General features: G+C 40.5%; 19 protein-coding genes and 1 tRNA gene. 17 read left to right on the forward strand and 3 right to left on the reverse strand.

The genetic code is table 11. The features are described 5' to 3' along the window. The first annotated feature begins 16 nt into the window (after positions 1-16). The 10 genes from larB (at position 17) to ACFQRG_RS04585 (ending at position 11,406) form a co-directional block, all read left to right on the forward strand. Positions 17-703 carry a nickel pincer cofactor biosynthesis protein LarB gene (larB, locus tag ACFQRG_RS04540; protein ID WP_380964137.1) on the forward strand — a complete coding sequence of 229 codons (687 nt, stop codon included), beginning with the start codon at positions 17-19 and terminating at the stop codon, positions 701-703. Next, positions 700-1,911: a nickel pincer cofactor biosynthesis protein LarC gene (gene larC, locus ACFQRG_RS04545; RefSeq protein ID WP_380964140.1), complete on the forward strand. Its 1,212-nt coding sequence runs from the start codon at positions 700-702 to the stop codon at positions 1,909-1,911. Before larB ends, larC begins: the two co-directional genes overlap by 4 nt. Positions 1,912-2,202: 291 nt before the next feature. Then, on the forward strand, positions 2,203-3,510 hold the full coding sequence (locus ACFQRG_RS04550; protein WP_380964143.1) for an MFS transporter: 1,308 nt from the start codon (positions 2,203-2,205) through the stop codon (positions 3,508-3,510). Positions 3,511-3,536: 26 nt separating this feature from the next. After that, positions 3,537-4,508, forward strand: a complete 972-nt coding sequence (locus ACFQRG_RS04555) for a 2-hydroxyacid dehydrogenase (protein ID WP_380964146.1) — start codon at positions 3,537-3,539, stop codon at positions 4,506-4,508. Between the two features lie 35 nt (positions 4,509-4,543). Beyond that, a complete protein-coding gene (locus tag ACFQRG_RS04560) occupies positions 4,544-5,812 on the forward strand; it encodes a nickel pincer cofactor-dependent isomerase, group 22 (RefSeq protein ID WP_380964148.1) in 1,269 nt (422 codons plus the stop codon). Positions 5,813-6,165: 353 nt separating this feature from the next. Continuing rightward, a complete protein-coding gene (locus ACFQRG_RS04565) occupies positions 6,166-7,506 on the forward strand; it encodes an MFS transporter (protein ID WP_380964151.1) in 1,341 nt (446 codons plus the stop codon). 65 nt (positions 7,507-7,571) lie between these two features. Next, positions 7,572-7,877 (forward strand): UxaA family hydrolase, encoded by a 306-nt coding sequence (locus tag ACFQRG_RS04570; protein ID WP_380964154.1) that lies wholly within the window; start codon positions 7,572-7,574, stop codon positions 7,875-7,877. Next, positions 7,864-9,042 (forward strand): UxaA family hydrolase, encoded by a 1,179-nt coding sequence (locus ACFQRG_RS04575; protein WP_380964157.1) that lies wholly within the window; start codon positions 7,864-7,866, stop codon positions 9,040-9,042. Before ACFQRG_RS04570 ends, ACFQRG_RS04575 begins: the two co-directional genes overlap by 14 nt. 35 nt (positions 9,043-9,077) lie before the next feature. Further along, entirely contained in the window at positions 9,078-9,980 is a 903-nt protein-coding gene (locus ACFQRG_RS04580) for a dihydrodipicolinate synthase family protein (RefSeq protein ID WP_380964160.1), read from the forward strand. A gap of 124 nt (positions 9,981-10,104) precedes the next feature. After that, positions 10,105-11,406 (forward strand): MFS transporter, encoded by a 1,302-nt coding sequence (locus ACFQRG_RS04585; RefSeq protein WP_380964161.1) that lies wholly within the window; start codon positions 10,105-10,107, stop codon positions 11,404-11,406. A gap of 112 nt (positions 11,407-11,518) precedes the next feature. Here the strand turns inward: ACFQRG_RS04585 and ACFQRG_RS04590 are convergent, their stop codons facing one another. Both ACFQRG_RS04590 and aguA read right to left on the reverse strand, forming a co-directional pair. Next, on the reverse strand, positions 11,519-12,865 hold the full coding sequence (locus ACFQRG_RS04590; protein WP_380964164.1) for an APC family permease: 1,347 nt from the start codon (positions 12,863-12,865) through the stop codon (positions 11,519-11,521). 166 nt (positions 12,866-13,031) lie between these two features. After that, positions 13,032-14,132 (reverse strand): agmatine deiminase, encoded by a 1,101-nt coding sequence (gene aguA / locus ACFQRG_RS04595; protein ID WP_380964167.1) that lies wholly within the window; start codon positions 14,130-14,132, stop codon positions 13,032-13,034. Between the two features lie 368 nt (positions 14,133-14,500). Between aguA and ACFQRG_RS04600 the strand changes: the two genes are divergently transcribed. From ACFQRG_RS04600 to ACFQRG_RS04615, 4 genes are all read left to right on the forward strand, one after another. Then, on the forward strand, positions 14,501-15,880 hold the full coding sequence (locus ACFQRG_RS04600; protein ID WP_380964170.1) for a sigma-54 interaction domain-containing protein: 1,380 nt from the start codon (positions 14,501-14,503) through the stop codon (positions 15,878-15,880). Positions 15,881-16,003: 123 nt separating this feature from the next. Next, complete coding sequence (locus ACFQRG_RS04605) at positions 16,004-17,227, forward strand: pyridoxal-phosphate-dependent aminotransferase family protein (RefSeq protein ID WP_380964172.1); 1,224 nt, start codon at positions 16,004-16,006, stop codon at positions 17,225-17,227. A gap of 2 nt (positions 17,228-17,229) precedes the next feature. Then, positions 17,230-17,790, forward strand: a complete 561-nt coding sequence (locus ACFQRG_RS04610; RefSeq protein ID WP_380964175.1) for a Rossmann-fold NAD(P)-binding domain-containing protein — start codon at positions 17,230-17,232, stop codon at positions 17,788-17,790. 162 nt (positions 17,791-17,952) lie between these two features. Beyond that, entirely contained in the window at positions 17,953-19,101 is a 1,149-nt protein-coding gene (locus tag ACFQRG_RS04615; RefSeq protein WP_380964177.1) for a pyridoxal-phosphate-dependent aminotransferase family protein, read from the forward strand. 86 nt (positions 19,102-19,187) lie between these two features. Here ACFQRG_RS04615 and ACFQRG_RS04620 read toward each other — a convergent pair whose 3' ends face one another. After that, positions 19,188-19,523, reverse strand: a complete 336-nt coding sequence (locus tag ACFQRG_RS04620; RefSeq protein WP_380964179.1) for a L,D-transpeptidase — start codon at positions 19,521-19,523, stop codon at positions 19,188-19,190. Positions 19,524-19,724: 201 nt separating this feature from the next. Here ACFQRG_RS04620 and ACFQRG_RS04625 point away from each other — a divergent pair. The 3 genes from ACFQRG_RS04625 (at position 19,725) to ACFQRG_RS04635 (ending at position 22,713) form a co-directional block, all read left to right on the forward strand. Further along, positions 19,725-19,801: transfer RNA gene (locus ACFQRG_RS04625), tRNA-Pro, on the forward strand. Positions 19,802-20,025: 224 nt separating this feature from the next. Continuing rightward, entirely contained in the window at positions 20,026-20,697 is a 672-nt protein-coding gene (locus ACFQRG_RS04630; protein ID WP_380964181.1) for an MgtC/SapB family protein, read from the forward strand. A 195-nt stretch (positions 20,698-20,892) separates the two neighbouring features. Beyond that, positions 20,893-22,713, forward strand: a complete 1,821-nt coding sequence (locus tag ACFQRG_RS04635) for a sigma-54-dependent Fis family transcriptional regulator (RefSeq protein ID WP_380964184.1) — start codon at positions 20,893-20,895, stop codon at positions 22,711-22,713. Positions 22,714-22,754 lie beyond the last annotated feature (41 nt).

Raw genomic sequence — 22,754 nt, forward strand, 5'->3', positions numbered from 1 at the left:
AACGGCAGGTGAGAATATGATGAGTCAAACCTTCGAAGATTTAGGTTTTAGTAAAGTGGATATTGATAGAGAGGTGCGTACCGGTTTTCCTGAAATTATTTATGGTGAAGGAAAAACGAAAGAACATATTCTGAAAATAATGAATAAGCTTATCGATGCTCACGGGAAAGCTCTAGCAACAAGGGTTTCAGAAGAAAAGGCTTCATTCATCCTCGCCAATTGTCCAAATGCTCATTACGATCCTGTATCGCGAATTTTGACATATGGGAAGGCACTAAAAAGATACAAAGGTAAAGTTCTTGTATTATGTGCCGGCACCTCTGATTTGCCTGTTGCAGAAGAGGCAGTGCAAACGGCCATTTGGTTAGGTTGTGAAACGGATAAAATCTATGATGTCGGGGTGGCAGGAATTGATAGACTGCTTGCCTTTCGAAAAGAGATTGTCAAAGCCAGTGTCCTTATTGTTGTAGCCGGCATGGAAGGCGCTTTGGCAAGTGTCGTGGCAGGGATGGTCAAACGTCCGGTTATCGCGGTGCCGACATCGGTAGGCTACGGGGCGCATTTGGAAGGATTGACGACATTTTTGTCTATGCTGACTTCATGTGCTTCCGGATTGAGTGTTGTTAATATTGACAACGGATTTGGCGCGGCCTATCAAGCGGCATCTATTCTTAAACTCGTAACAGAGGAGGGCAGTGAATGAAAACGCTTTATTTAGACTGCCAGTCGGGAATCTCCGGTGATATGACGCTCGCTGCGCTCATCGACCTCGGGGCTGATCTTGATTATATATCAAATCAGCTGCGAACCTTGCCGATAGATCCTTTTACGATGGACGTCAAAACTGTCAATAAAAAAGGCATTGCTGCAAAAGAGCTTTTGCTGGACTTTCATGTTAATCATGATAGCTTACATATCCATCATCATGACAGCAGAGGCCATCATCGCAGAGCGTCCGCTCTTCTGGATTTTATACACCAGAGCGAACTTCCCCCGATGGTGAAATCCAGAAGCTCTTCGGTATTTAAAGCCATTGCAGAAGCGGAAGGCAAGATTCACGGGATTGATCCAAGAGATGTCCATTTTCATGAAGTGGGAGCCATGGATTCAATGATCGATGTCATTGGCGTTTGCCTTGCTTTGGAAGCGCTTAATATTAATAGAATCATTGCCTCTCCAGTACCCGTTGGTCACGGCAAAGTTATGATGGCACATGGGCTTTATCCAGTACCGGCCCCTGCAACGGCAGAGCTGCTCAAAGGCATTCCTTTAATGAGCTTTGATGTGGCCGGTGAGTTAACAACGCCGACTGGCGCCGGATTCCTTAAAGCTTTAGTTGATGAGTTTGGGCAAATCCCTTCTTTAACGATTGAGAATATTGGCTACGGTGCAGGTAAAAAGGATTTTGATCACCCTAACGTTTTAAGAGCATTTCTTTTCACTGAATCAGAAAAGACGGAAAACGGCAGAAGTTGTGTGACAATATTGGAATGTCAAGTTGATGATATGACTGGGGAACAATTAGGTTTTGTCATGGAAAAACTGTTTGAATCAGGTGCGCTTGATGTCTATTTTACACCTGTGATAATGAAAAAGAATCGGCCGGGCACATTGCTGACCGTCTTAACTGATCAAGAAAACCAAAAGCTGTTGGAGGATATTATGCTTAGGGAGACAAGTACGTTTGGTATCAGAATATCCGAATGGACGAGAAGAACGCTTTCCCGCAAATTCAAAAAGGTCGCTTCACCATATGGAGAAATCAAAGTTAAGATTGGATATGAAGGTGATACAATCTATCAAATTTCACCTGAATATGAAGAGGTAAAGAAGGCAGCCAATTGTCACCATGTACCGTTTTCTAAAGTGTATATGAGCATACGAAATGAGTTAATTAATAATGTCGATTAACTGAGAGCAGAAAAAAGTTTTCCCGCTTATAAAAAACCAGGATAAAAACATTTTTTAAGTATATCAAATATTTATAAACGTAAAGGGGGTGATGGATGATTCGAGATATTTAGCAGAACTTGGTTCTATATTATAAAACTAATGTTTGATTGGACGATGTGTCTTTTAGTTATTCATCTATTGAAAAGTGTAATCGCTGTCAAAGGAAGTCAGAGGTGTCGTTTTTGTGAATAAAACTGTATTTGACATGATAGAACGTACTTACAATTAAAAACAGGGAGGTTATAATTATTGGAGATTAAAACCAATTCGGAGAAGGTTAGGCCGTTGTCAACGAAAGGTCATTTTCGCTGGACGGTTGTCATTTGGCTGTTAATTGGCGGAATAATAAATTACCTTGACCGTGCAAATCTTTCCATTGCCGCACCTGAAATGATAAAGGACTTACATCTAAGTAATACGGATATCGGACTAATGGGGACCGTGTTTTCTTGGACATATGCTGTGATGCAATTGCCTTCAGGCTGGTTTATTGATAAATTTGGTGCAAAGAAAGTTTACTCTATCGCAGTTATATGGTGGAGCCTTATGACTTTTTTAACAGGGACATGCCATAAATTGGGGGCTTTCTTAGGCGTTAGATTTCTTTTAGGTGCAGGAGAGGCGCCTTGTTTTCCTACAAATGCAAAAATTACTTCCTCGTGGTTTCCAAAAAAGGAGAGAGGACTGGCTACAGGTATTTGGGACTCTTCTTCAAAATGGGGCCCTGCACTCGCGCCGCCTATTCTGGTTACTATCATGGCAGCTTATGGATGGCGTGCGCTTTTCTTTATCACAGGGATTATTGGGATCGTTTTTATTATCTTTTTCATTGCATTTTATCGCAGGCCTGATAGAAGCAAGAAATTATCAGAAGAAGAACTTGCTTATATGAAAGAGGGCGGAGCAGGAACAGAGGAGAATATACAAAAGAACACCAAAATAAAATGGCGTGATCTCCTTAAACATAGAAGCGTCTGGGGCATGATTCTCGGATTCTTTTGCACCATTTGGATCTGGAATATTTTCTTGAATTTCTTGCCATTGTATCTTTTGAAGACACAGCATATTTCTTTAGCTCAACTGGGTATTTATGCTAGTATTCCATGGGTGGGCGGAATATTCGGTGATATTTTTGGAGGATATTTGACCAAAAAATTAACTGATAAAGGCATTGCCTCGCCGGTCACTGCTAAGCGTTCACTTATTACAATTTGCGGTATTTTATCAGCTTTGGTCGTTGTTTTTATTCCATTTGTAAACAGCTTAGCTTTAACGATAACACTGTTTACAATGGCGCTTTGTTTCATTTCAGCTATTACGGGAAGCGCCTGGGCTTTGGCCGGGGATATAGCACCCCCGACAATGGTCGGATCCGTCGGGGCGATACAAAATTTTGGCGGATATTTTGGCGGCGCTTTTTCACCAGTTGTTGCGGGGCTAATTGCTGATACGACAGGGTCTTATTCACTCGCTTTTATTTCAGGAGGAATCATTGCCGGCTGCGCCTCACTCTGTTATTGGTTTATTGTTAAAAAGCCTATTGAAGAAAATGATTGAAAACGAATAAGTAAAAGGATGATTCTATGAAACCAAAAGTCTATGTTGCCAGACAAGTCCCGGATAAGGTATTGGATTATATTGGGGAATATTGTGATTATCGAAAATGGGAGGATAATAAGCCGATTCCCCGCCAACAGTTACTGGAAGAAATTAAGGATGCAGAAGGCTTGCTGATCACAGGTGAAAAAATTGATGATGAATTGCTTAATAGCGCACCAAAGCTAAAAGTTGTCAGCAATATATCTGTTGGCTACAACAACTTTGATTTAGATGCCATGAGAAACAGAGGCGTGAAAGGAACTCATACCCCTTATGTGTTGGATGAAACTGTAGCGGATCTGGCCTTTGGTCTAATTCTGTCTGCAGCGAGGCGGATACCTGAAATGGATCGTATGGTAAAAGAAGGGAAATGGGAGAAAGGCGACGATGAACCTCTCTTTGGTATCGATGTCCATCACCAAACACTTGGCATTATCGGCATGGGAAGGATCGGGGAAGCGATTGCAAAAAGGGCTAAGCTAGGCTTCAGCATGAATGTCCTTTACCATAATCGCAATAGAAAAACCGATGTAGAGGATACACTCGGCGTCAGTTATTGTTCTTTGGAAGATTTGCTTAAACAATCGGATTTTATCGTTCTTATGGTGCCGCTGACTAAGGAAACCGTCCACTATATCGGACGAAAAGAACTGGGTCTTATGAAAGAATCAGCTGTTTTTATCAATACATCACGGGGAAAAACTGTAGATGAATCGGCTTTGATTGAAGCTTTAGAGAACGGGGTTATTCGAGCGGCAGGTCTTGATGTGTTTGAGGAGGAACCAGTATCTGCTGACAATCCATTATTAAAAATGCCAAATGTTGTGACCCTCCCGCATATTGGATCAGCAACTTATCAAACAAGGTTTGACATGGCGATGGTTGCAGCTGAAAATCTTGTTGCTGCTGTTACTGGAAACGAGCCGCCAAATATCGTTAAAGAATTAATAAAGTAAAACATTAAAGACTACTGCTAAAGGAGGAAGGAAAATTGTCTGTTATCAATCACATTTTACAAGATATTCCTATTCCGCGAATGGTTAAAGTCCGTCAAAAATTTCCCGCCCCCGAACTTGAAGATGTAGCGGGAGAAGTCCGCAGGGCCTTTGGGAATACAGATATTCTCAAAAGAATCTCGCCTAATGATCAAGTAGCTATAGCTGTTGGCAGCCGGGGGATTGCTGATCTCCCGATTCTTGTACGAGAAACGGTTGAAGCTGTAAAATCACAAGGCGGAAAGCCGTTTATCGTCCCCGCCATGGGGAGCCACGGCGGTGCGACCGCCGAAGGACAAAGAGACGTATTAGAACAATTAGGTGTCAAAGAAGATATCATAGGTGCACAGATCCATTCAAGCATGGAAGTCGTCAGGGTTGGCCAGCTTCCAAATGGCCTGCCAGTCTATACAGACAAAAATGCATATGAAGCTGATAAAGTCATTGTTATTAACAGAATTAAACCACATACTGCCTTTCGCGGTCCTGTTGAAAGCGGACTGATGAAAATGATTACTATTGGGCTCGGTAAACAAAAAGGCGCAGAAGCTGCACACTCATACAGCTTTAAGTACATGGCAGAACATGTCCCGGAGATGGCGAAAATTGTTATGAAACAGGTTCCAATTATCTTTGGGCTCGGGGTTCTGGAAAATGCCTATGATCGGCCTGCCAAAGTAGCGGTGGTTCCGGCAGAATTAATGGAGGAAAAAGAACCGCAATTATTAATTGAGGCAAAGAAATTAATGCCCCGTATATTATTTAGCCCATTGGATGTTCTTGTTGTAAAAGAAATTGGTAAAGATATTTCCGGGGATGGTATGGATCCGAATATTACCGGCCGTTATGCCACTCCGTATGCCAGCGGAGGTCCTGAAGTTTCCCGAATTGCTGTATTAAGTCTAACTGATAAAACGCATGGCAATGCAAATGGGATTGGCATGGCAGATGTCACGACACGCAAGGTACTAAAACAAACTGAATGGGAGAAGGGCTATGCAAATGCTTTAACGAGTACCGTTGTGTCCGTTGTCAAATTCCCCATGGTCTTAGAAACGGAAGAATTGGCTGTTAAAGCCGCTATTAAAACGTGCAATGCTTTTGATTTATCAAAAATACGTCTTGCCTATATAAGTAATACTCTTAATATTAGGGAAATATGGATTTCAGAAAGTTTAATGATAGAAGCTGATAGATTGGAAAATATTGATGTCCTTTCAGAGCCAATAGAAATGGATTGGTCTGCAGAAGGAGCAGTTATATAATTAATATTCTAAATATGGCGAAAATGTTGACAATTGATAAGTGTTATAATAATATCTTTAGTAACGATAAATTTAAAACTTAGTTTTATAATATAGAACTCATTAGTTTTTAGTTTTTATCTCGCTGATCATATTTCGGCAGTCTATACTAATTTATATAAATTGAGTTTTATAATATAAAACAAAAGTCTGAACCCCCGGAGCAAGGCTTCGGAGGTTCGCCATATTAAGATTTCTGATTTATTGAAAGGGTTTACATTTTAGATCGTAAGCTCTATCGACTAGGAGAAAGCAAGATTGTCATCATAAGTGTAAGTTTCTACCCGGAATTAATAAAAAGAGGAGGCGAATTAATGAGTACTAATTTGAAGGGAACCCCAGGTGTTGGCAAGGAAACCAGGACTCTAATTAACGGCAAGAAAACGAGTGTCCGCTGGAAAATTTCTATTCTGATGTGGGCGGCTATTGCTATTAACTACTTGGATCGTGCTAATTTATCAGCAGCCACCCCGGCGATGATGAAGGATCTCCATATTAATACGGCCGAGATGGGAGTCGTCATGTCTGCATTTTTTTGGTCATATATGTTATTTCAAATTCCTTCCGGTTGGCTTGCCGACAAAGTGGGCCAGCGGATTAGCTTGGGTTTGGCGGTTGGCTGGTGGTCTGTTGCCACTGCATTGACAGCAGCAGCCAGAGGGGTAGGCTCGCTGATCGGACTTCGCGTACTGCTTGGTATAGGGGAAGCGGGCGCCTATCCGAGTAACAGCGGTGTAACAGCCAAATGGTTTCCCGATAAGGAAAGGGGAAAGGTATCCGCCTTTTTTGACAGCGGTTCCAAGGTGGGGACAGCGCTTGCGATGCCGTTAATTGTTTGGATTATTTCGCAATTCGGTTGGCAAGCATCATTTATTTTCTCGGGGTTATTAGGAATTATTTGGATGGCCATATGGATCTGGTATTATCGTGATCCGGAAAAACACAGATATGTGAATCAGGCTGAGCTCCGTTATATACGTGACGGCCAGGCTAAAAAGGATGGACTGGACAAAGGGCAGCCCCTTAAATGGTATCAGTTATTTCGTTACCGTAATATTTGGGCCATGTGTGTCGGTTTCTTTACGCTTAACTACGCGATTTACTTTTTCATTACTTGGTTCCCAACGTACTTAGTAGAAGCCCGTGGAATGGATGTTATGAAAATGGGTTTTGTGGCTATGATTCCTCCGCTTGCAGGTATGATCGCTGAATGGTTTGGCGGATGGCTCATGGATTACTTATATCATAAACGCGGTTTATCGTTAACTGCATCCCGTAAAATTAATTTAGTCGGCGGCATGATACTGGCAACATCCATTGCCCTTGCCAGTTTAGTAACTTCTGCAGCTATGTCCGTTGCCTTACTGGCCATTTCATACGCTGGACTGGCAATCGCAGCATCCGCTATTTGGTCCTTGCCGGGCGACGTTGCACCCCAAAATATGACTTCCACAGTTGGCGGTGTGCAAAACTGTGCGTCAAATATCGGCGGCATCTTAGGTCCGATAATTACGGGTTTTGTTGTAGCGTCGACAGGTTCTTTTATTCCAGCCTTGTTAGTATCAGGGGCTGCCACGCTGATCGGGGCTGCAACATATCTCTTTTGGCTGGGTAAGGTTAAACCGATAAAATCAGAAAAGACAGCAGAAGACTAAGTCATCCTCAAGGTTTTTTATCAGAAAATTTATACCATTATTACTTGGAGGTGGATTTTTACAAAATGGAAGAAACGTTTAAAACATTGATGCTAAACCCCAAAGATCTGGTCGCGGTAGCTCTCGAACAGATACCGGAGGGGGCAACTGTGAGGGTAAAATGTGATGATTTTTCACAAGATATTTGTTTAAAAGAGACGATCAAATTTGGCCATAAGTTTGCTGTTAAATCAATAGCAAAAGGACAGGACATTATAAAATACGGTGAAGTGATAGGGAAAGCAAGTGAATCCATTGAGGCAGGGCGTCATGTGCACGTCCATAATCTTGAAGGCAAACGCGGAAGAGGGGATATCATTGGCGCAAATTGAGAACTTAGAATTATTAGGATACAGAAGACCGGACGGAAGAGTCGGCATCAGGAACCATGTCCTGATTCTGCCGACGATTACTTGTGCGGCGCAAACAGCTCAACGAATTACAGATCTTGTTGACGGGACTGTGTCTTTCATTCATCAGCATGGCTGTGCACAAGTAGGGGCAGATTACGATCAAACGTTTCGAACCTATGTCGGAATGGGGGCAAATCCAAATGTTTATGGTGTTGTTGTTCTAGGATTAGGCTGTGAAACCTTGCAAGCTATGAAAATAGCCGGACAAATAAAGAAGCAAACCGGGAAACCAGTTGAACTTGTTTCTATCCAAGAGCATGGCGGAACATTGGATGCGATAGCAAAGGGCGCAAAAATAGCTGCTAAAATGGTGCAGGAAGCCTCTATGGAAAAGCGGGTCCCATTTGATTTCAGCGAATTAATTGTCGGGACGGAATGCGGAGGTTCTGACGCCTGCTCGGGATTATCAGCAAATCCGGCGGTTGGCGAAGTCAGTGATATGATCGTTGACCGCGGCGGAACCGCGATATTGGCTGAAACGACTGAACTTATTGGCGCGGAACATCTGCTTGCCGAGCGTGCGGCAGATGATCAGGTGGCAAAACGGGTCTACGAAGTGATTGAAGCAATGGAACACAGATCTATAGAAATGGGCGTTGATATTCGAACGGGTAATCCAAGTCCGGGAAATATCGAGGGCGGCTTAAGCTCGCTTGAAGAAAAGTCACTTGGTGCAGCCAAAAAAGCGGGCAGCCGGCCACTGCAGGAATTGGTAGATTATGCTGAAGTGCCAAAGAAAAAAGGTTTGGTCTGGATGGATACGCCTGGCCATGATATTGAACAATTGACAGGAATGGTTGCCGGCGGTGCTCAGATTGTGTTGTTTACGAGCGGGAGAGGTACACCGACAGGATCGCCGATAGCCCCAACGATCAAGATATCTACAAATACCGCGATGTATGAAAGAATGTTCGATAATATGGATATTAATGCCGGAACGATCATTGACGGTATAGAAACTCCTAAAGACGTCGGCAAAAGGATTTTAGGGGAAATAGCTCTGACTTGTTCTGGTAAGAAAACGAAAGCGGAAATTCTAAAACAGCATGATTTCGGCATTTGGCGAATCGGGCCGACATTTTAATTAATTTTATTTAGAGAAAAAAGGAGTGAGGGGAAATGACAGTTAGTTTTAGAGGAATCATCCCGCCGGTTTGTACAGTATTCGATGAAAATGGCAAACTTGATCGAACGGGAATGGGGAATTTAATAGATTTCCTGATTGATTCAGGTGTAAATGGTTTGCTTTTTCTCGGGAGCAGCGGTGAATTCAGTCAAATTTCGGCAGAAGAAAGAAAAGAAATTGCCGCTTTTGCAGTAAATTACGTTAATGGCAGACTTCCGGTTTTAATTGGAACCGGAAGTTTGGGTACCAGAGAAGCTGTTCAGCTAACAAAGCATGCTGAAGATATAGGTGCTGATGGCGTTCTTGTAGTAAATCCTTATTACTGGCCTTTGTCAGAGGAGAACTTGCTTAATCATTACATATCCATCGCTGATTCTGTACAGCTGCCTATATTGCTGTATAACTTCCCTGAACTTACCGGACAAGACTTAAGCCCGGATTTTGTACTTAAATTAGTTGACAGATGCTCAAGAATTGCCGGTATTAAAGAAACGATTGATCAAGCTGGACATATAAGGGAAATGATTTTAAAAGTGAAAAGCAAGCACCCTGATTTTGCCGTATTTTCAGGTTATGACGACCATTTATTCAACACACTCGCGCTTGGCGGAGACGGAGCGATTCCGGGAACGGCAAATTTTGCCCCTGAACTGGCAACAGGCATTTATCAGGCATTTCAAGATAATGATATGGAACAAGCCGTCCAACTTCACAGACGTTTAGCCTATTTACCGCTTCTATTCAAACTGGACTCCCCTTTTATGAATGTCATTAAAGAAGCGGCGAAGTTAAGGGGAGTTGACATAGGAACGCACGTCCTTCCCCCGGGAAAACAACTCACAAGGGATAAAAAGGGCGAAATTGAAAAAATCTTAAAGCAGGCATTGCTGCTGTAAGACAAGGCGGGACATTTTTCCGCCTTTGTCTTACGTACTCGGTCAGTTAATCAGTCTGCATGGTCCTATAAGCTTGTCGATAAGCCGATGTTTCACATTACTTTAAAAAGTGAGGTAACGAATAGTGGATCATAAGGTTCCCCAAGGACGTTGGTTTCGGATTATTCCCCCGGCAATTTTAGTTTATATTGTTGCTTTTATGGATCGCACAAATATAGGGTTTGCCATGGCAGGCGGTATGGATAAAGAGCTTGGTATGACAGCTGCCTTTTCGGGCCTTGCCGCTGGCATCTTTTTTATTGGCTATATGGTTCTTCAAGTGCCCGGCGGTTTAATTGCTGAAAGAGGCAGTGCCAAAAAATTTATCGCCTGGTCAATTGTTGGGTGGGGATTATTAGCAACCATTTCAGGGTTTGTCCAGAACCCGATACAATTGTTGATCGTACGCTTTTTCTTAGGAGTAGCTGAAGGCGGTGTATGGCCGGCTATTTTAGTAATCATCAGTAAATGGTTTCCAAATGAAGAACGCGGCCGGGCAAATGCCTTTTTCATCATGAACATTGCTATTGCTTCAATTATTACCGGACCGTTATCAGGGTGGATTTTAACCCAGTGGGATTGGCGAATGGTTTTTATAATAGAAGGGATTATTTCGCTGGCCCTTATTGCTGTTTGGCTGCCTTTAATCAGTGATTGTCCGGAGACGGCAAAATGGATTTCCAAAGAAGAACTTGATTATTTGAACAAGAAGTTTCAAGAAGAACGAGAGGCGAGACAGGCCAATCTGCAAACAAATACCTCATTTAAAGAAATTTTTAAAATGGCGAACACATGGAAGTTAATTCTTATCTATTTTTGCTATCAAACGGGGATATACGGGTTTTCATTATGGCTCCCGACTATCATTAAGGGACTGACACACACTGGCATGGGAAATGTAGGCTTTTTATCGACCCTTCCTTATATAGGAACAATTGTTGGTCTCTATATCTTTGCTGTTTTATCAGACAGAAGCAGGAATCGTAAACTTTATACGGCCTTGCCGTTGCTGGGATTTTCAATATGTTTGCTTCTTTCGGTTCAATTTGAAAGCAAAATTTGGTTAGCTTTTGCGTTCCTTATTGGCTGCGGTGTATTTCTGCAAGCGGCAAGCAGCATTTTTTGGACCATTCCTCCCCTTCTTTTTGAAGCTGATGCTGCGGGAGGAGCACGGGGTATCATTAATGCGCTTGGGAATTTAGGCGGATTTTTGGGACCATATATCGTTGGGCTGTTAACTTCAAATTACAGTCAAGGTGCAGGGACTTACGGGTTAGTCTTTTTCCTTCTCATTGGCTTTATCCTTACTTTACTTCTTCCTTCAGTAACATCGGGGGTAAATGTTAAAGAAAAGGGAATTGACTCAGAAACTGCAATTCAAAAATAATAAAATAATGGAATTTTGTAAAAATGCTGCAGCTAAAAAGGGCTGCAGCATGCTTTATGTCCTCCAATAATACTTTTACATTTATTCTGTCTCACAAGGTCTCATGGTTTATTTATCCGCTGGCTGAATCATCGTAACTAAATTCCGGCGGCCTGACTCTGAAAAATTTAGTTAAATATAAAAGATAAATCAACCCAACGCCAGCCCAAATGATACCGACGATTTTAGCTGTGGTCTCTAAATTAAACCATAAGTAAATGTTAAAGATTAACCCTAACAACGGCAGAATGAATGTACTAATTAATGATCTGGCGGTTAATTTTTCTTTATGTTTAAGATAATAAGCAATAACCGACAAATTAACAAATGTAAAAGCGGTAAAGGCGCCAAAATTAATCAATGATGTTGCTTTAGTCAAATCAAGGAACATAGCCGGCAACGCCAAAACGCCGACCAGTAAAATATTAAAAATCGGAATACCCGTACGCGGCTGGATATAACCGAAAAACTTCTTCGGTAAAACACCGTCTCGTCCCATTGCATATAATAAACGCGATGCACTCATTTGCTGAGTGATACCGCAGGCTAAGACGGCAACCACATAACCGGCAATAAAAATAGATTGGAAGAAAGCTCCGCCTACAAATTTAGCAATTTCCGGGGAAGCGCCGGCAATATTTTTTATAACTGAAACATCAGGGAACAAAGCTTGCATAAAATAAGTGACTAAAGTAAAGAAAACACCCGCAATCAAAGCGATAATAAAGATCCCCCTGGGTATGTTTTTCTTCGGTTGAACTGTCTCTTCAGACAATGTAGTAACAGCATCAAAACCAAGAAATGATATAGCTAAAATAGAGGCGCCTGTGAAAATGGCCGGAATTGACATATGATTTGTGTAAAATGGCGCCATTGAAAACACGTGTCCGAAATCACCGTAAACAATTTTTCTAATCGTCAAAATAACAAAAACAGCTGCTACTAAAAACTCGATAATGACCATAAGATAATTAACGATGACCGCCAGCTTGACACCAACAACATTAAGGACAGTAGTTATGATAATCGTAGCTAAAATCCAAACCCATGAAGGAACATTTGGAAATCCCGAAGAAAGATAAATGCTTGAAAGCAATGCATTAATCATAGGAAGAAAAAGGTAGTCAAGTAAAGCTGCCCATCCGACAAGAAAGCCGAGGTGGGCATTCATCGTCTTTCTCGTATATGTATAGGCTGAACCGGCTGAAGGGTAGATTTTAGACATTTTACCGTAACTATAGGCTGTAAACAGAATGGCTATGGTTATAAAGATATAAGCAATAGGCACGTGACCGTTTGTTGCTTCGGAAACAATTCCAAACGTATCAAAGACAGCTAAAGGTGACATGTACGCCAAACCGATAAAGACAATATGTCTTAATTTTAAGGAACGATTTAGTTTTCCGTTACTTTCAGTCATACTTTTTCCCCTTTTCTTAATCAGGACTTTTCCATATTTTAAAAGTAATGAAGAATTCCGCCGTTCACCTCCTTCTGGAAAGCCAATTGACTTAATGTGTAATTTTATCTAATGAGTGATTCTGTTTCATAATAAGGATCATCTAATATTTAATAGCGGGAAGCATTTAAGGCCTTGGCTGGGCTAACGTCATGCAGTGAATATTGCCGCCGCTTAAAGACCATTCTTTTGTCGGCAAACCAATAACCTTTCTGTCAGGCATAATTTCCTGATATTTATTAATGGCTTCTTGATCACGAGGATCATTAAATAATGGCACTAAAAAAGCACCGTTAACGAAAAATCCATTGATATAAGTGACTGCTAATGGCTGATTTGCTTCACGGGGGGCGGCATCGGCAACAACATCAAAACCATTATTTTCTTCTTCTGTTATATAAATGATTTCCGGTATGTGTATTTTATGAATCTCGAATTTTCTTCCTTTCGCATCGGTTTCTCTACTCAAGATATCATAAGCTTCTTTGAATACTGGATACTGAGGGTGATTGATATCATCGACCCATGAAAGCGCAATGACGCCCGGTCTGACGAAAAAACAAATGTCGTCGATATGACCATCTGTTTCATCATACAGCATGCCTCTTTTAATCCAGATGACTTTGTCCAAACCAAGGTATTCTTTGCAATTTCTCTCTACTTCTTCTTTTGACATATGTCCATTTCGGTTCGGGTTCAGATTACATTGTTCTGTCAAAATGACAGTGCCTTCACCATCTACTTGTGTTGCGCCGCCTTCAAGGATAAAATGTCTTGCGTCATAAGAATCCATATTTTCAAGTTCAAATAGTTTTTGTGCAAATTGCTTATCTAAGTCCCAAGGAAAATAGAGTCCTTCTTCTAATCCTCCATAGGCATTAAATCCAAACTGAACGCCTCTCATTTCTCCTTTATCGTTGATCACGTAAAAAGCGCCTTTGTCTTGAACCCATGCTTCGTTTGTTGACATTTCTATCACGCGAACTTTTTCCGATAGTCTGGCTCTTGCATTTTCATATTGGGCCGCTGAACAGATGACAGTCATTTCTTCATACTCGGCAATTGTATTTGCGACAATAGTACATACCTCTTGTGCAGGCTTTCCGCCATTTCTAAAAGCAAAGCCTTTTTCCGGCCAAATGATTATTGACCCCTTATGCGGTTCAAATTCCCCCGGTACTCTAAAACCATCTTTTTTAGGTGTAGTGTGTTTAATAACTCTCGCCATTTTGATTCTCCTCTTTTCATTTAATAGATTTTTAGCACTTGTTTTAGGTTTAGATTATTAGTTAATGAGATTTACACCTTTAAATAAATGAGATTAAAGCGGTTTCTAAACTAACATATCTGCCTCCAATGACATTTTAAATATTGATCTTACCTAAGATGTTGCAATTTCTGTGCCATAAGCTAAATTCCTAGTTATGAGGGACATTTAGGCTATTAACAAATAAACGTTTATACAGTTTTGTATAGGCATAATACGGACAGGCAGTAAAATGACTGTTTAATACTTATACGTTTTTGTATAAATAGTTATTTAGTTCTGTATAATCTGAACTTATATGATAAAATATTTCTAAAGGAGAGAGTCAAATGGCATTTGATGTCGAATGGGATTGGGAAGAAATTATTAACAGCATTTATACGGACGTCATTATTACAAACCCTGAGGGAATCGTCGTTTATGCAAATGATTCTACAGAATATTGGTTTGGAAAAAAGAAAGAGGAATTGATAGGAAGTTCAGTACTTGAACTGGAAAAACAAAATATTTTTTACCCATCGATTACAAGAAAAGTAGCCTTAACACGAACAAAGCAAACAATCATTCAGGAAACAAACATTGGAAGAAAATTACTCGTGACAGGAAATATGATTTTCGATAAAAATGGAAGACCAAAATATATTATTTCTTACTCTCAAGACATTACGGAATTAGAAGAATTGAAAGCTTATTTAAAGAAAGTAGAAGGGGAATTACGTCAGGCAAAGAAAAAATTGCGGGAACTGGAAAATGACAAGGAGAATGAACCGAAAATTATCGCAAGAAGTGAAAAAATGAAACATGTCATTTCAACCTTAAACAGGGTGGCAGAGACTGAAGCGACTGTCCTGTTAACCGGTGAATCAGGTGTTGGTAAAAGCTTGCTAGCCGAACACTTACATGAAATGAGCGGGAGAAAGGGAAAGCTCGTCAAAATTAATTGCGGCAGTATCCCTGAATCATTACTGGAGTCAGAACTATTCGGCTATAAATCAGGCGCTTTCACCGGAGCGAATCCAAAAGGGAAGCGGGGGCTGGTAGAAGAAGCTGAAGGAGGGACGCTGTTTTTAGACGAAATAGGAGAATTGCCCTACAACTTGCAAGTAAAGATGTTAACGCTTATTCAGGAAAAGAAATTTTACAGTATAGGGGACACTAAACCGAAAAATGTTAATTTCCGTTTAATTGCTGCAACCAATGTCGATATTGAGAAAATGATTCAACAAGGGACTTTTAGGGAAGATCTTTATTTCCGGCTTTCGGTGATACATATTACTATTCCGCCATTAAGAGAGCGCGAGGAAGATCTGCTTGCATTGATCATGAATTTCCTTAAAACATTCAATCACCGTTATGAGCAGAATAAAGAATTAGCCCAGGATACTATTGATTATTTACTAAATTATTCTTGGCCAGGTAACACGCGGGAATTGTCCAATATTATTGAAAGACTTGTTTTAACGGCAGACGGGCAAGTTATAACCCCTGAACAGCTGCCTTCCAAAATTAAAGCTTCTGAACAGGCGGCTTCATTTAACGAGATTGAGAGAAAGACACTCCCTGAAATGATGAGAGACACAGAGGTGAACATTCTATCTAAAGCATGGAGGCGCTGTAACAGTACAACCGAAATGGCAAAATATTTAGGAGTCAGCCAGCCGACCATTGTAAGAAAATTAAAGAAATACAAGACATCGATTCAAAAATAATCGTAAAATGCGGATTATCGTAAATGAAACATGCGTCTCCCATAAAGTTATCACTTATTGTTAAGTCTGTTTATTAGATATACTATTTATTGTTAAATTTCACATTGCTAAGGAGAAGATATTATGGTTTATACCGATTTAAATACACCGATTCGAACTATCATGACACCGGGTCCAGTGGAAGTAGACCCCCGTGTTTTAAGAGTGATGTCAACGCCGGTTATAGGACAATTCGATCCTGAATTCTTAAATATTATGAATGAAACAATGGATTTGCTTAAATACGTTTTTCAAACAAACAATCAATGGGCTTACCCCGTAGACGGCACATCGAGATCCGGCTTGGAAGCCATGCTGTGCAGTGTGATTGAGCCTGGGGATAAGGTGCTTGTCCCTATATTTGGACGTTTCGGTCATCTGATTTATGAAATCGCCAGCCGCTATCATGCTGATGTTTATACCATTGAAAAAGAATGGGGAGAAGTATTTGACCCTGAAGAAATTATCACAGCAATTAAAAAGATTAACCCCAAATTAGTAGCGATTGTTCATGGTGAAACATCAACCGGCCGCTTGCAGCCATTAGAGGAGTTAGGAAAGTTCTGCCGCGAAAATGACATATTGTTAGTAGTAGATGCAGTCGCCACATTAGGCGGTGTTGACGTGAAAACAGATGACTGGTGCTTAGATGCAGTCATTGCCGGTACACAAAAATGTTTGTCAGTTCCTTCAGGTTTGGCGCCATTAACCTATAATGACCGTATTGAAAAAATTTTATTGGAACGAAAAAACATTGAACGGGGTTTATCAGAAGGCTCTATTAATAAAAGAAGAATTCAAAGCAACTATTTTGATTTAAGCCAAATTCAAGATTATTGGAGCCCGGATCGTCTTAATCATCACACGGAAGCGACCTCAATGCTTTATGCATTGCGCGAAGGTCTGCGTTTAGTTAAAGAAGAAGGTCTAAAAGCGCGATTCGAACGTCACCTTTTAAATGAAAAAGCTTTATTAGCCGGGTTGAAAGCTTTAGGGGTAGAACTATTCGGGGACAATCGTTATAAAATGCCTGTTGTCACATGTATTAACATCCCCGATGGCATTAATGATGAAAGCGTACGGGCAACATTACTCCATGATTTCGGTATTGAAATAGCTGGGACATTCGGACCTTTAAAAGGGCAAATTTGGAGAGTCGGAACTATGGGGTACAGCTGCAGTAAGAAAAATATTTTACATTTTCTTGGAGCATTTGAAGCTGTACTTATTAAGGAAGGTGCACAGGTTAATAGGGGTGAAGGGTTACAAGCCGCGCTGCAAGTCTATGACAATATAAGGGGAGAATAACAATGGGACATGATCTAATTGTCGGCGGTACGGGAATGTTAAAGCAGGTTTCTGTTTGGTTGGCTTCACAAGGGCGCAAAGTTACTATTATCGGAAGGAACCAAGAGAAATTTAAGAAGATCCAAAATTCAGCTGCAAATCCGGAAAATCTTTACTTTCTTAACGTTGATTATTATGATATTAATCCATTCACAGACCATCTGATAAAGACAATTAAAAAGCATGGCCCTTTTGATAGAGCGGTTGTTTGGATGCGTTCATCCGCAAAGGAATCATTGCAAAAGCTTGTGGACATTCTCTCTTCGACAACGGAACATCAATGGTCGCTTTTTCATGTGCTTGGGAGCAGCGCCAGCCGTCCATTATCTAATCGTCAGCCGGAATGCCCTGTAAATGTTGACTACCACCAAGTTATATTAGGTTTTGAAATTCAGAACAACGGGGAATCGAGATGGTTAACGCATGATGAGATTTCAAACGGTGTTATTCATGCTATGAAAAATAAAGACAGAACATCTATTATCGGTCAAGTAGAGCCTTGGTCTATGCGGCCAGAATATTAATGAACATTCCCCCTTTCACTCATTATGGATAATTTTTTCTCTAAAGCGAAAAATAGAAAGGTTAGAGTCAAAATTTTAAGGCGGGTTTTTATATTTAAAATCTGTTAAAGATAACTTTTAAATATAAAACTCCCTGCGATATGCAGTGTTAAGGGGGATAATATGTATAAAAATATATTAAGAACGCCTGGTCCGACTCCTGTACCTGAACAAGTAAAAGAAGCTATGAATCATGATATGATCAGCCATAGAAGTGAAGAGTTCGTCCGGCTTTTTCATAAAGCATCTAATCAAATAAAGCCGATTTTTGGAACAGAGCAAGATGTATTCATCATTGCGGGGAGCGGAACATCAGTTTTGGAAGCCGCTGTTGTTAATACAATTTCACCCGGGGACGAAGTCGTCGTTGTATCCATAGGCGCTTTTGGCGACAGGTTTGTCTCAATTTGTGAAACATATGGTGCTGCGGTTCATAAATTAGAGATTGAGTGGGGGAAAGCGTGCAGTGCAGATGACTTAGCTCAATTTTTAAAACAATTTAAGAACATTAAGGCCGTATTTGCAACGTATAACGAAACATCCACAGGGGTATTAAATCCAATTGACAGTTTAGCAAAGGCTGTCCATGCTCATAGTGAAGCGTTATTTATTGTTGATGGCGTCAGCTGCATTGGCGGAGTTCAAGCAAAAATGGACGATTGGGGTATTGATATTCTTGTTACCGGCTCACAAAAAGCGATGATGCTTCCTCCGGGACTGGCCTTTATAGGTGTTAGCAAAAAGGCTTGGCATGTCATCGAAAATAACAATGCCCCGGCTTATTATTTAGATTTAAAGCAGTACCGTGAATGGTATAGAAAGGACATGACACCAAACACACCTGCTGTCTCTCTTATTTATGGACTTTCAGAAGTATGCGATATGATTGAAACAGAAGGATTTGAACAAACCGTACAAAGGCATCAATTACTGAAAAAAATGGTCCGTGAAGCTATGGCCGCATTAAAGCTGCCGCTTTTAACTAATGAACAGGACGGATCTCCTACCGTGACGGCCGTTTGTGCACCGCCTCAGCTTGACATAGAGGAGATTCGTAAACATCTTAAAAAGAAATACCATTTAGATTTGGCAGGCGGATTAGGACAATTAGAGGGAAAAATATTTAGATTCGGCCACATGGGGTACTGTTTCCCAAGTGATATATTAGAGGCAGTTTCTTTAATTGAATGTGCTTTAAGTGATTATAAATATCCATATGATTTAGGAGCGGGGGTAAAAGCAGCTCAGAAAGTCTATTCGGCACATATTTAAGTAAGATTCAATGTTTTATTCATTTTGGGATTTTTCCGCTGAACATATTCAGTGGCTCGCTTTTTTTATTGTAACTTGAAAAAGTCTTAATCATGAATTGTTACCCGCGTACCGATTGGGACCATTTTAGATAACTCCAGGACATCGCGATTGTACATACGGATGCAGCCGTGAGAAACATCCTTGCCAATTGATGAAGGATTGTTCGTGCCATGGATACCGTAATGCTTCTTGGAAAGCCCCATCCACATCACACCAAAAGGTCCGCCCGGATGGGGATCTTTATTTATAATTTTATAAACACCCGTTGGCGTAGGCGTCAACATTTTACCTACCGCAATTGGATACTGTTTAATAAGATGATGATCATTATATAAGGTCAATTTATGTTTTTTGACAGATACATCAATTGAATATGTCATGTTATCACCCTTTTAACAGGGATTTAGTTATAACTTAACAGCCTTGAAAGGAATTTTTATATTATTAAATGCTGATTTTAAGGATAGGTGACTTTGTGAAGGGGTGTTGTAATATAGAAACTTGGTCTTAAGCATTTTTAATAAAAAATCTCTTTATTAGTGCTATAATAAATATAGGAATTAAGATCACACTTATTTTGCCGGGAAGTAGCTCAGCTTGGCAGAGCACCACGTTCGGGACGTGGGGGTCGCAGGTTCAAATCCTGTCTTCCCGACCATACATACGTTTTTTGAATGCAAAGCCGGACAGCCGGGTCTGCAGTTAAGAAGTCGTTTCTTTCGATCAAAAGAAGAAGCGGCTTTTTTAATTAGCACGAAGGCAACATTCATACTGCAACATGTCACGTATTTAGATAATTTGCAATTGGTGTTTATTTCTTTTAAAGTTAATTTAATAATTCATTAAATCGGGAATACATATATCGAAAGGGGCAAGGGAGAGATGAATATGGAGTTTGAATTCATTGCTCGCCTCGTTTTAGCCGGTATTCTGGGGGCGCTTATTGGATTTGAGAGGGAAAGGCGCTATAAAGAAGCGGGGCTGAGAACGCATTTTTTGGTTTCAGTTGGAAGCGCCCTTATCATGATTATCTCTAAATATGCTTTTGGTGATATTTTACACCAAAATAATATAGGGTTGGATCCGAGCCGGATTGCCGCACAGGTTGTCAGCGGCGTTGGTTTTTTGGGAGCAGGCACTATCCTTGTACAACGTCAATCCGTTCGCGGGTTAACAACAGCGGCAGGTTTGTGGGCCACTTCTGCCGTCGGATTAGCAATTGGTGCAGGCATGTATTTAGTAGGTATTCTTGGTGCATTACTGATTCTTTTAGGATTGGAAGTGCTGAAGCTTATTTTTAAATCAGTCCTGCCAACTAAAACTTATAAATTATCTGTTCAAACTTATTCTAATGAAATGACACCAGCCATTGTCGATATTTTATCAGCAAACAATCTTACGGTATCTGAATATCAGGTGAAATTAAGACAAACCGACAATGGCACGCTATATATTATAGATTTCCAGCTTAATCCGATAAAAGCGATAAAAGAAAATCAAATTACAAAAGACCTTCAAGCATTGCATGACATTGAAACAATTAAATTTAAATAGAGTATAAGCTGAAAATGAAATTTGGACTTTACCGAACATAAAATAATAAGACTTTAATTTGAACCGCTTTTCTTGTATAGAGAAAAGCGGTTGTTTTAATGTTAAAAATACCAAAAGTATCTAAAATATGTATTGGAAATATACGAAACAGTCAGTCAAATGTTAAAATAATATTAGTCTGTGGAGGGGATATTAATGACTCGCTTAATGGGGATTCAGGAGCTGGCCCAGCAAGTAGCAGATGCCATTTCTGCAGCTTTAAAGATTGAGACCGAAATTATTGACGAGACAATGACGGTCGTTGCGGCAACGGGTCAATGTAAAAATAGAATTAATACAAAGGAAGAGCATGGTGAAAAGGATGCCGGTTATTTATACGGAAGGGTATTAACAACAAATAAAGCTTTCGTTGTAGAGGATGCCCGTAATGACCCCACTTATGATCCTTCTTTTTCAACCGGTCAAGTTGAAGAAGTTGCTGAAATCTGCTGTCCGATTGATTATAACGGGGAAGTGATCGGGGTTATTGGCTTGATTGCTTTCAATGAGTCTCATCATCGCCGTTTAATGGATAATCAGGAGCACATGTTGAATTTCCTGCAGCGAATGGCGCAGCTATTAACGAGCAAAGTGTCTGAAAGGGAAGCAGTTAAGCAATGGAAGTTAGCGACAAGCCGGCTTAATACGCTGATAGAATCCATTCATGAGGGAATCATTGCAATTGATGAAAAAGGTGTGATTACTCATTGCAATCGTACTGCAGAAGTTTTAATCAGGCAAAAGAAAGAAGCATTAATCGGGAAAAGGCTTGATGAAATTTGGAAAGGCTCTCCGATGCTTGAAGTCTTAAAAACAGGCGTTGGCTATACTGAAAAAGAGGAAATCTATGAATTAAACAACCATCACATGCATTTGGTTGTGACAGCCATGCCAATTAGAAATCATATAAAAACATATGGTGTTGTTTCATCATTCAGACGGATGGCTGATGTCAGGAAGCTTGCTTACTCTTTAACAACAGGCAGGAAAGGCTTATCCTTTTCAGACATCATTGGAGAAAGCAAAATTCTGAAAAAGGTAAAGAAGCTGGCGTACCAGGTCAGTAATAGTGATTCTAATATTATGTTGACCGGTGAAAGCGGTACAGGCAAGGACTTTTTTGCCAATGCCATTCATACAGCCAGCGCCCGGGCAAATGGACCGTTTATATCAGTCAATTGCGGAGCCATTCCGGAAACTTTACTGGAAAGTGAATTGTTTGGCTATGAAAAAGGGGCTTTTACAGGGGCGAACAAAGAAGGTAAGATCGGTAAATTTGAAATGGCCGACGGCGGGACTATTTTTTTAGATGAGATCGGTGATATGCCTTTGCACCTGCAAGTCAAATTACTTCATGTACTGCAAAATAAAGTAATTGAGCGGGTTGGCGGAAGAAAAATGATTCCGATAGATGTAAGAGTCATTGCTGCAACAAATAAAAGTCTTGAGACCATGATTCAAGAAGGTGAATTCCGCTCGGATTTATATTTTAGGCTTAACGTCATTCCGCTTTCTATTCCGCCTTTGCGAAACAGGAAGGAAGATATACCGCTTCTAATGGAGCATTTCTTAAAAGATATCAGAGGAAAACTGGCTAAATCAATTAATGGCTTTCATCCTGATGTGATAGAGATGTTTCAAAATTACAGTTGGCCGGGGAATGTCCGGGAGCTGGAAAATGCGGTTGAATATGCCGTCAATATGGAGACAGAGAACGAAATCACAATTTCCAGCATTCCGGCGAGAATTGCTAATCAGCAAGAAGTAAGCATGACAGCAAAAGGATCTCTTAAAGAACGTTTACGACAGCATGAAAAAGTGATTTTAAAAGACATGCTTAATGAGTATGGAACATCATTGAAAGCCAAAAAAGAAATGGCTTCACAACTTAAAATCAGTCTGGCAACATTGTATAGAAAGTTTGAGGAATATGAACTTCTCAATAATGAGAATGATTTATCAAAAATAAGAAATTAGTGACGTATTTGTGTCAATAAAGGGGATTATAAGTTTATATA

The organism is Scopulibacillus cellulosilyticus (genome assembly GCF_042665295.1).
Classification (GTDB): Bacteria; Bacillota; Bacilli; order Bacillales; family Sporolactobacillaceae; genus Scopulibacillus_A; species Scopulibacillus_A cellulosilyticus.

Coding starts and splice junctions, on each gene's coding strand:
- larB (WP_380964137.1), top strand. CDS start 17: ATGATGAGTCAAACCTTCGAAGATTTAGGTTTTAGTAAAGTGGATATT.
- larC (WP_380964140.1), top strand. CDS start 700: ATGAAAACGCTTTATTTAGACTGCCAGTCGGGAATCTCCGGTGATATG.
- ACFQRG_RS04555 (WP_380964146.1), top strand. CDS start 3,537: ATGAAACCAAAAGTCTATGTTGCCAGACAAGTCCCGGATAAGGTATTG.
- ACFQRG_RS04565 (WP_380964151.1), top strand. CDS start 6,166: ATGAGTACTAATTTGAAGGGAACCCCAGGTGTTGGCAAGGAAACCAGG.
- ACFQRG_RS04570 (WP_380964154.1), top strand. CDS start 7,572: ATGGAAGAAACGTTTAAAACATTGATGCTAAACCCCAAAGATCTGGTC.
- ACFQRG_RS04580 (WP_380964160.1), top strand. CDS start 9,078: ATGACAGTTAGTTTTAGAGGAATCATCCCGCCGGTTTGTACAGTATTC.
- ACFQRG_RS04590 (WP_380964164.1), bottom strand. CDS start 12,865: ATGACTGAAAGTAACGGAAAACTAAATCGTTCCTTAAAATTAAGACAT.
- aguA (WP_380964167.1), bottom strand. CDS start 14,132: ATGGCGAGAGTTATTAAACACACTACACCTAAAAAAGATGGTTTTAGA.
- ACFQRG_RS04600 (WP_380964170.1), top strand. CDS start 14,501: ATGGCATTTGATGTCGAATGGGATTGGGAAGAAATTATTAACAGCATT.
- ACFQRG_RS04605 (WP_380964172.1), top strand. CDS start 16,004: ATGGTTTATACCGATTTAAATACACCGATTCGAACTATCATGACACCG.
- ACFQRG_RS04610 (WP_380964175.1), top strand. CDS start 17,230: ATGGGACATGATCTAATTGTCGGCGGTACGGGAATGTTAAAGCAGGTT.
- ACFQRG_RS04615 (WP_380964177.1), top strand. CDS start 17,953: ATGTATAAAAATATATTAAGAACGCCTGGTCCGACTCCTGTACCTGAA.
- ACFQRG_RS04620 (WP_380964179.1), bottom strand. CDS start 19,523: ATGACATATTCAATTGATGTATCTGTCAAAAAACATAAATTGACCTTA.
- ACFQRG_RS04630 (WP_380964181.1), top strand. CDS start 20,026: ATGAATATGGAGTTTGAATTCATTGCTCGCCTCGTTTTAGCCGGTATT.
- ACFQRG_RS04635 (WP_380964184.1), top strand. CDS start 20,893: ATGACTCGCTTAATGGGGATTCAGGAGCTGGCCCAGCAAGTAGCAGAT.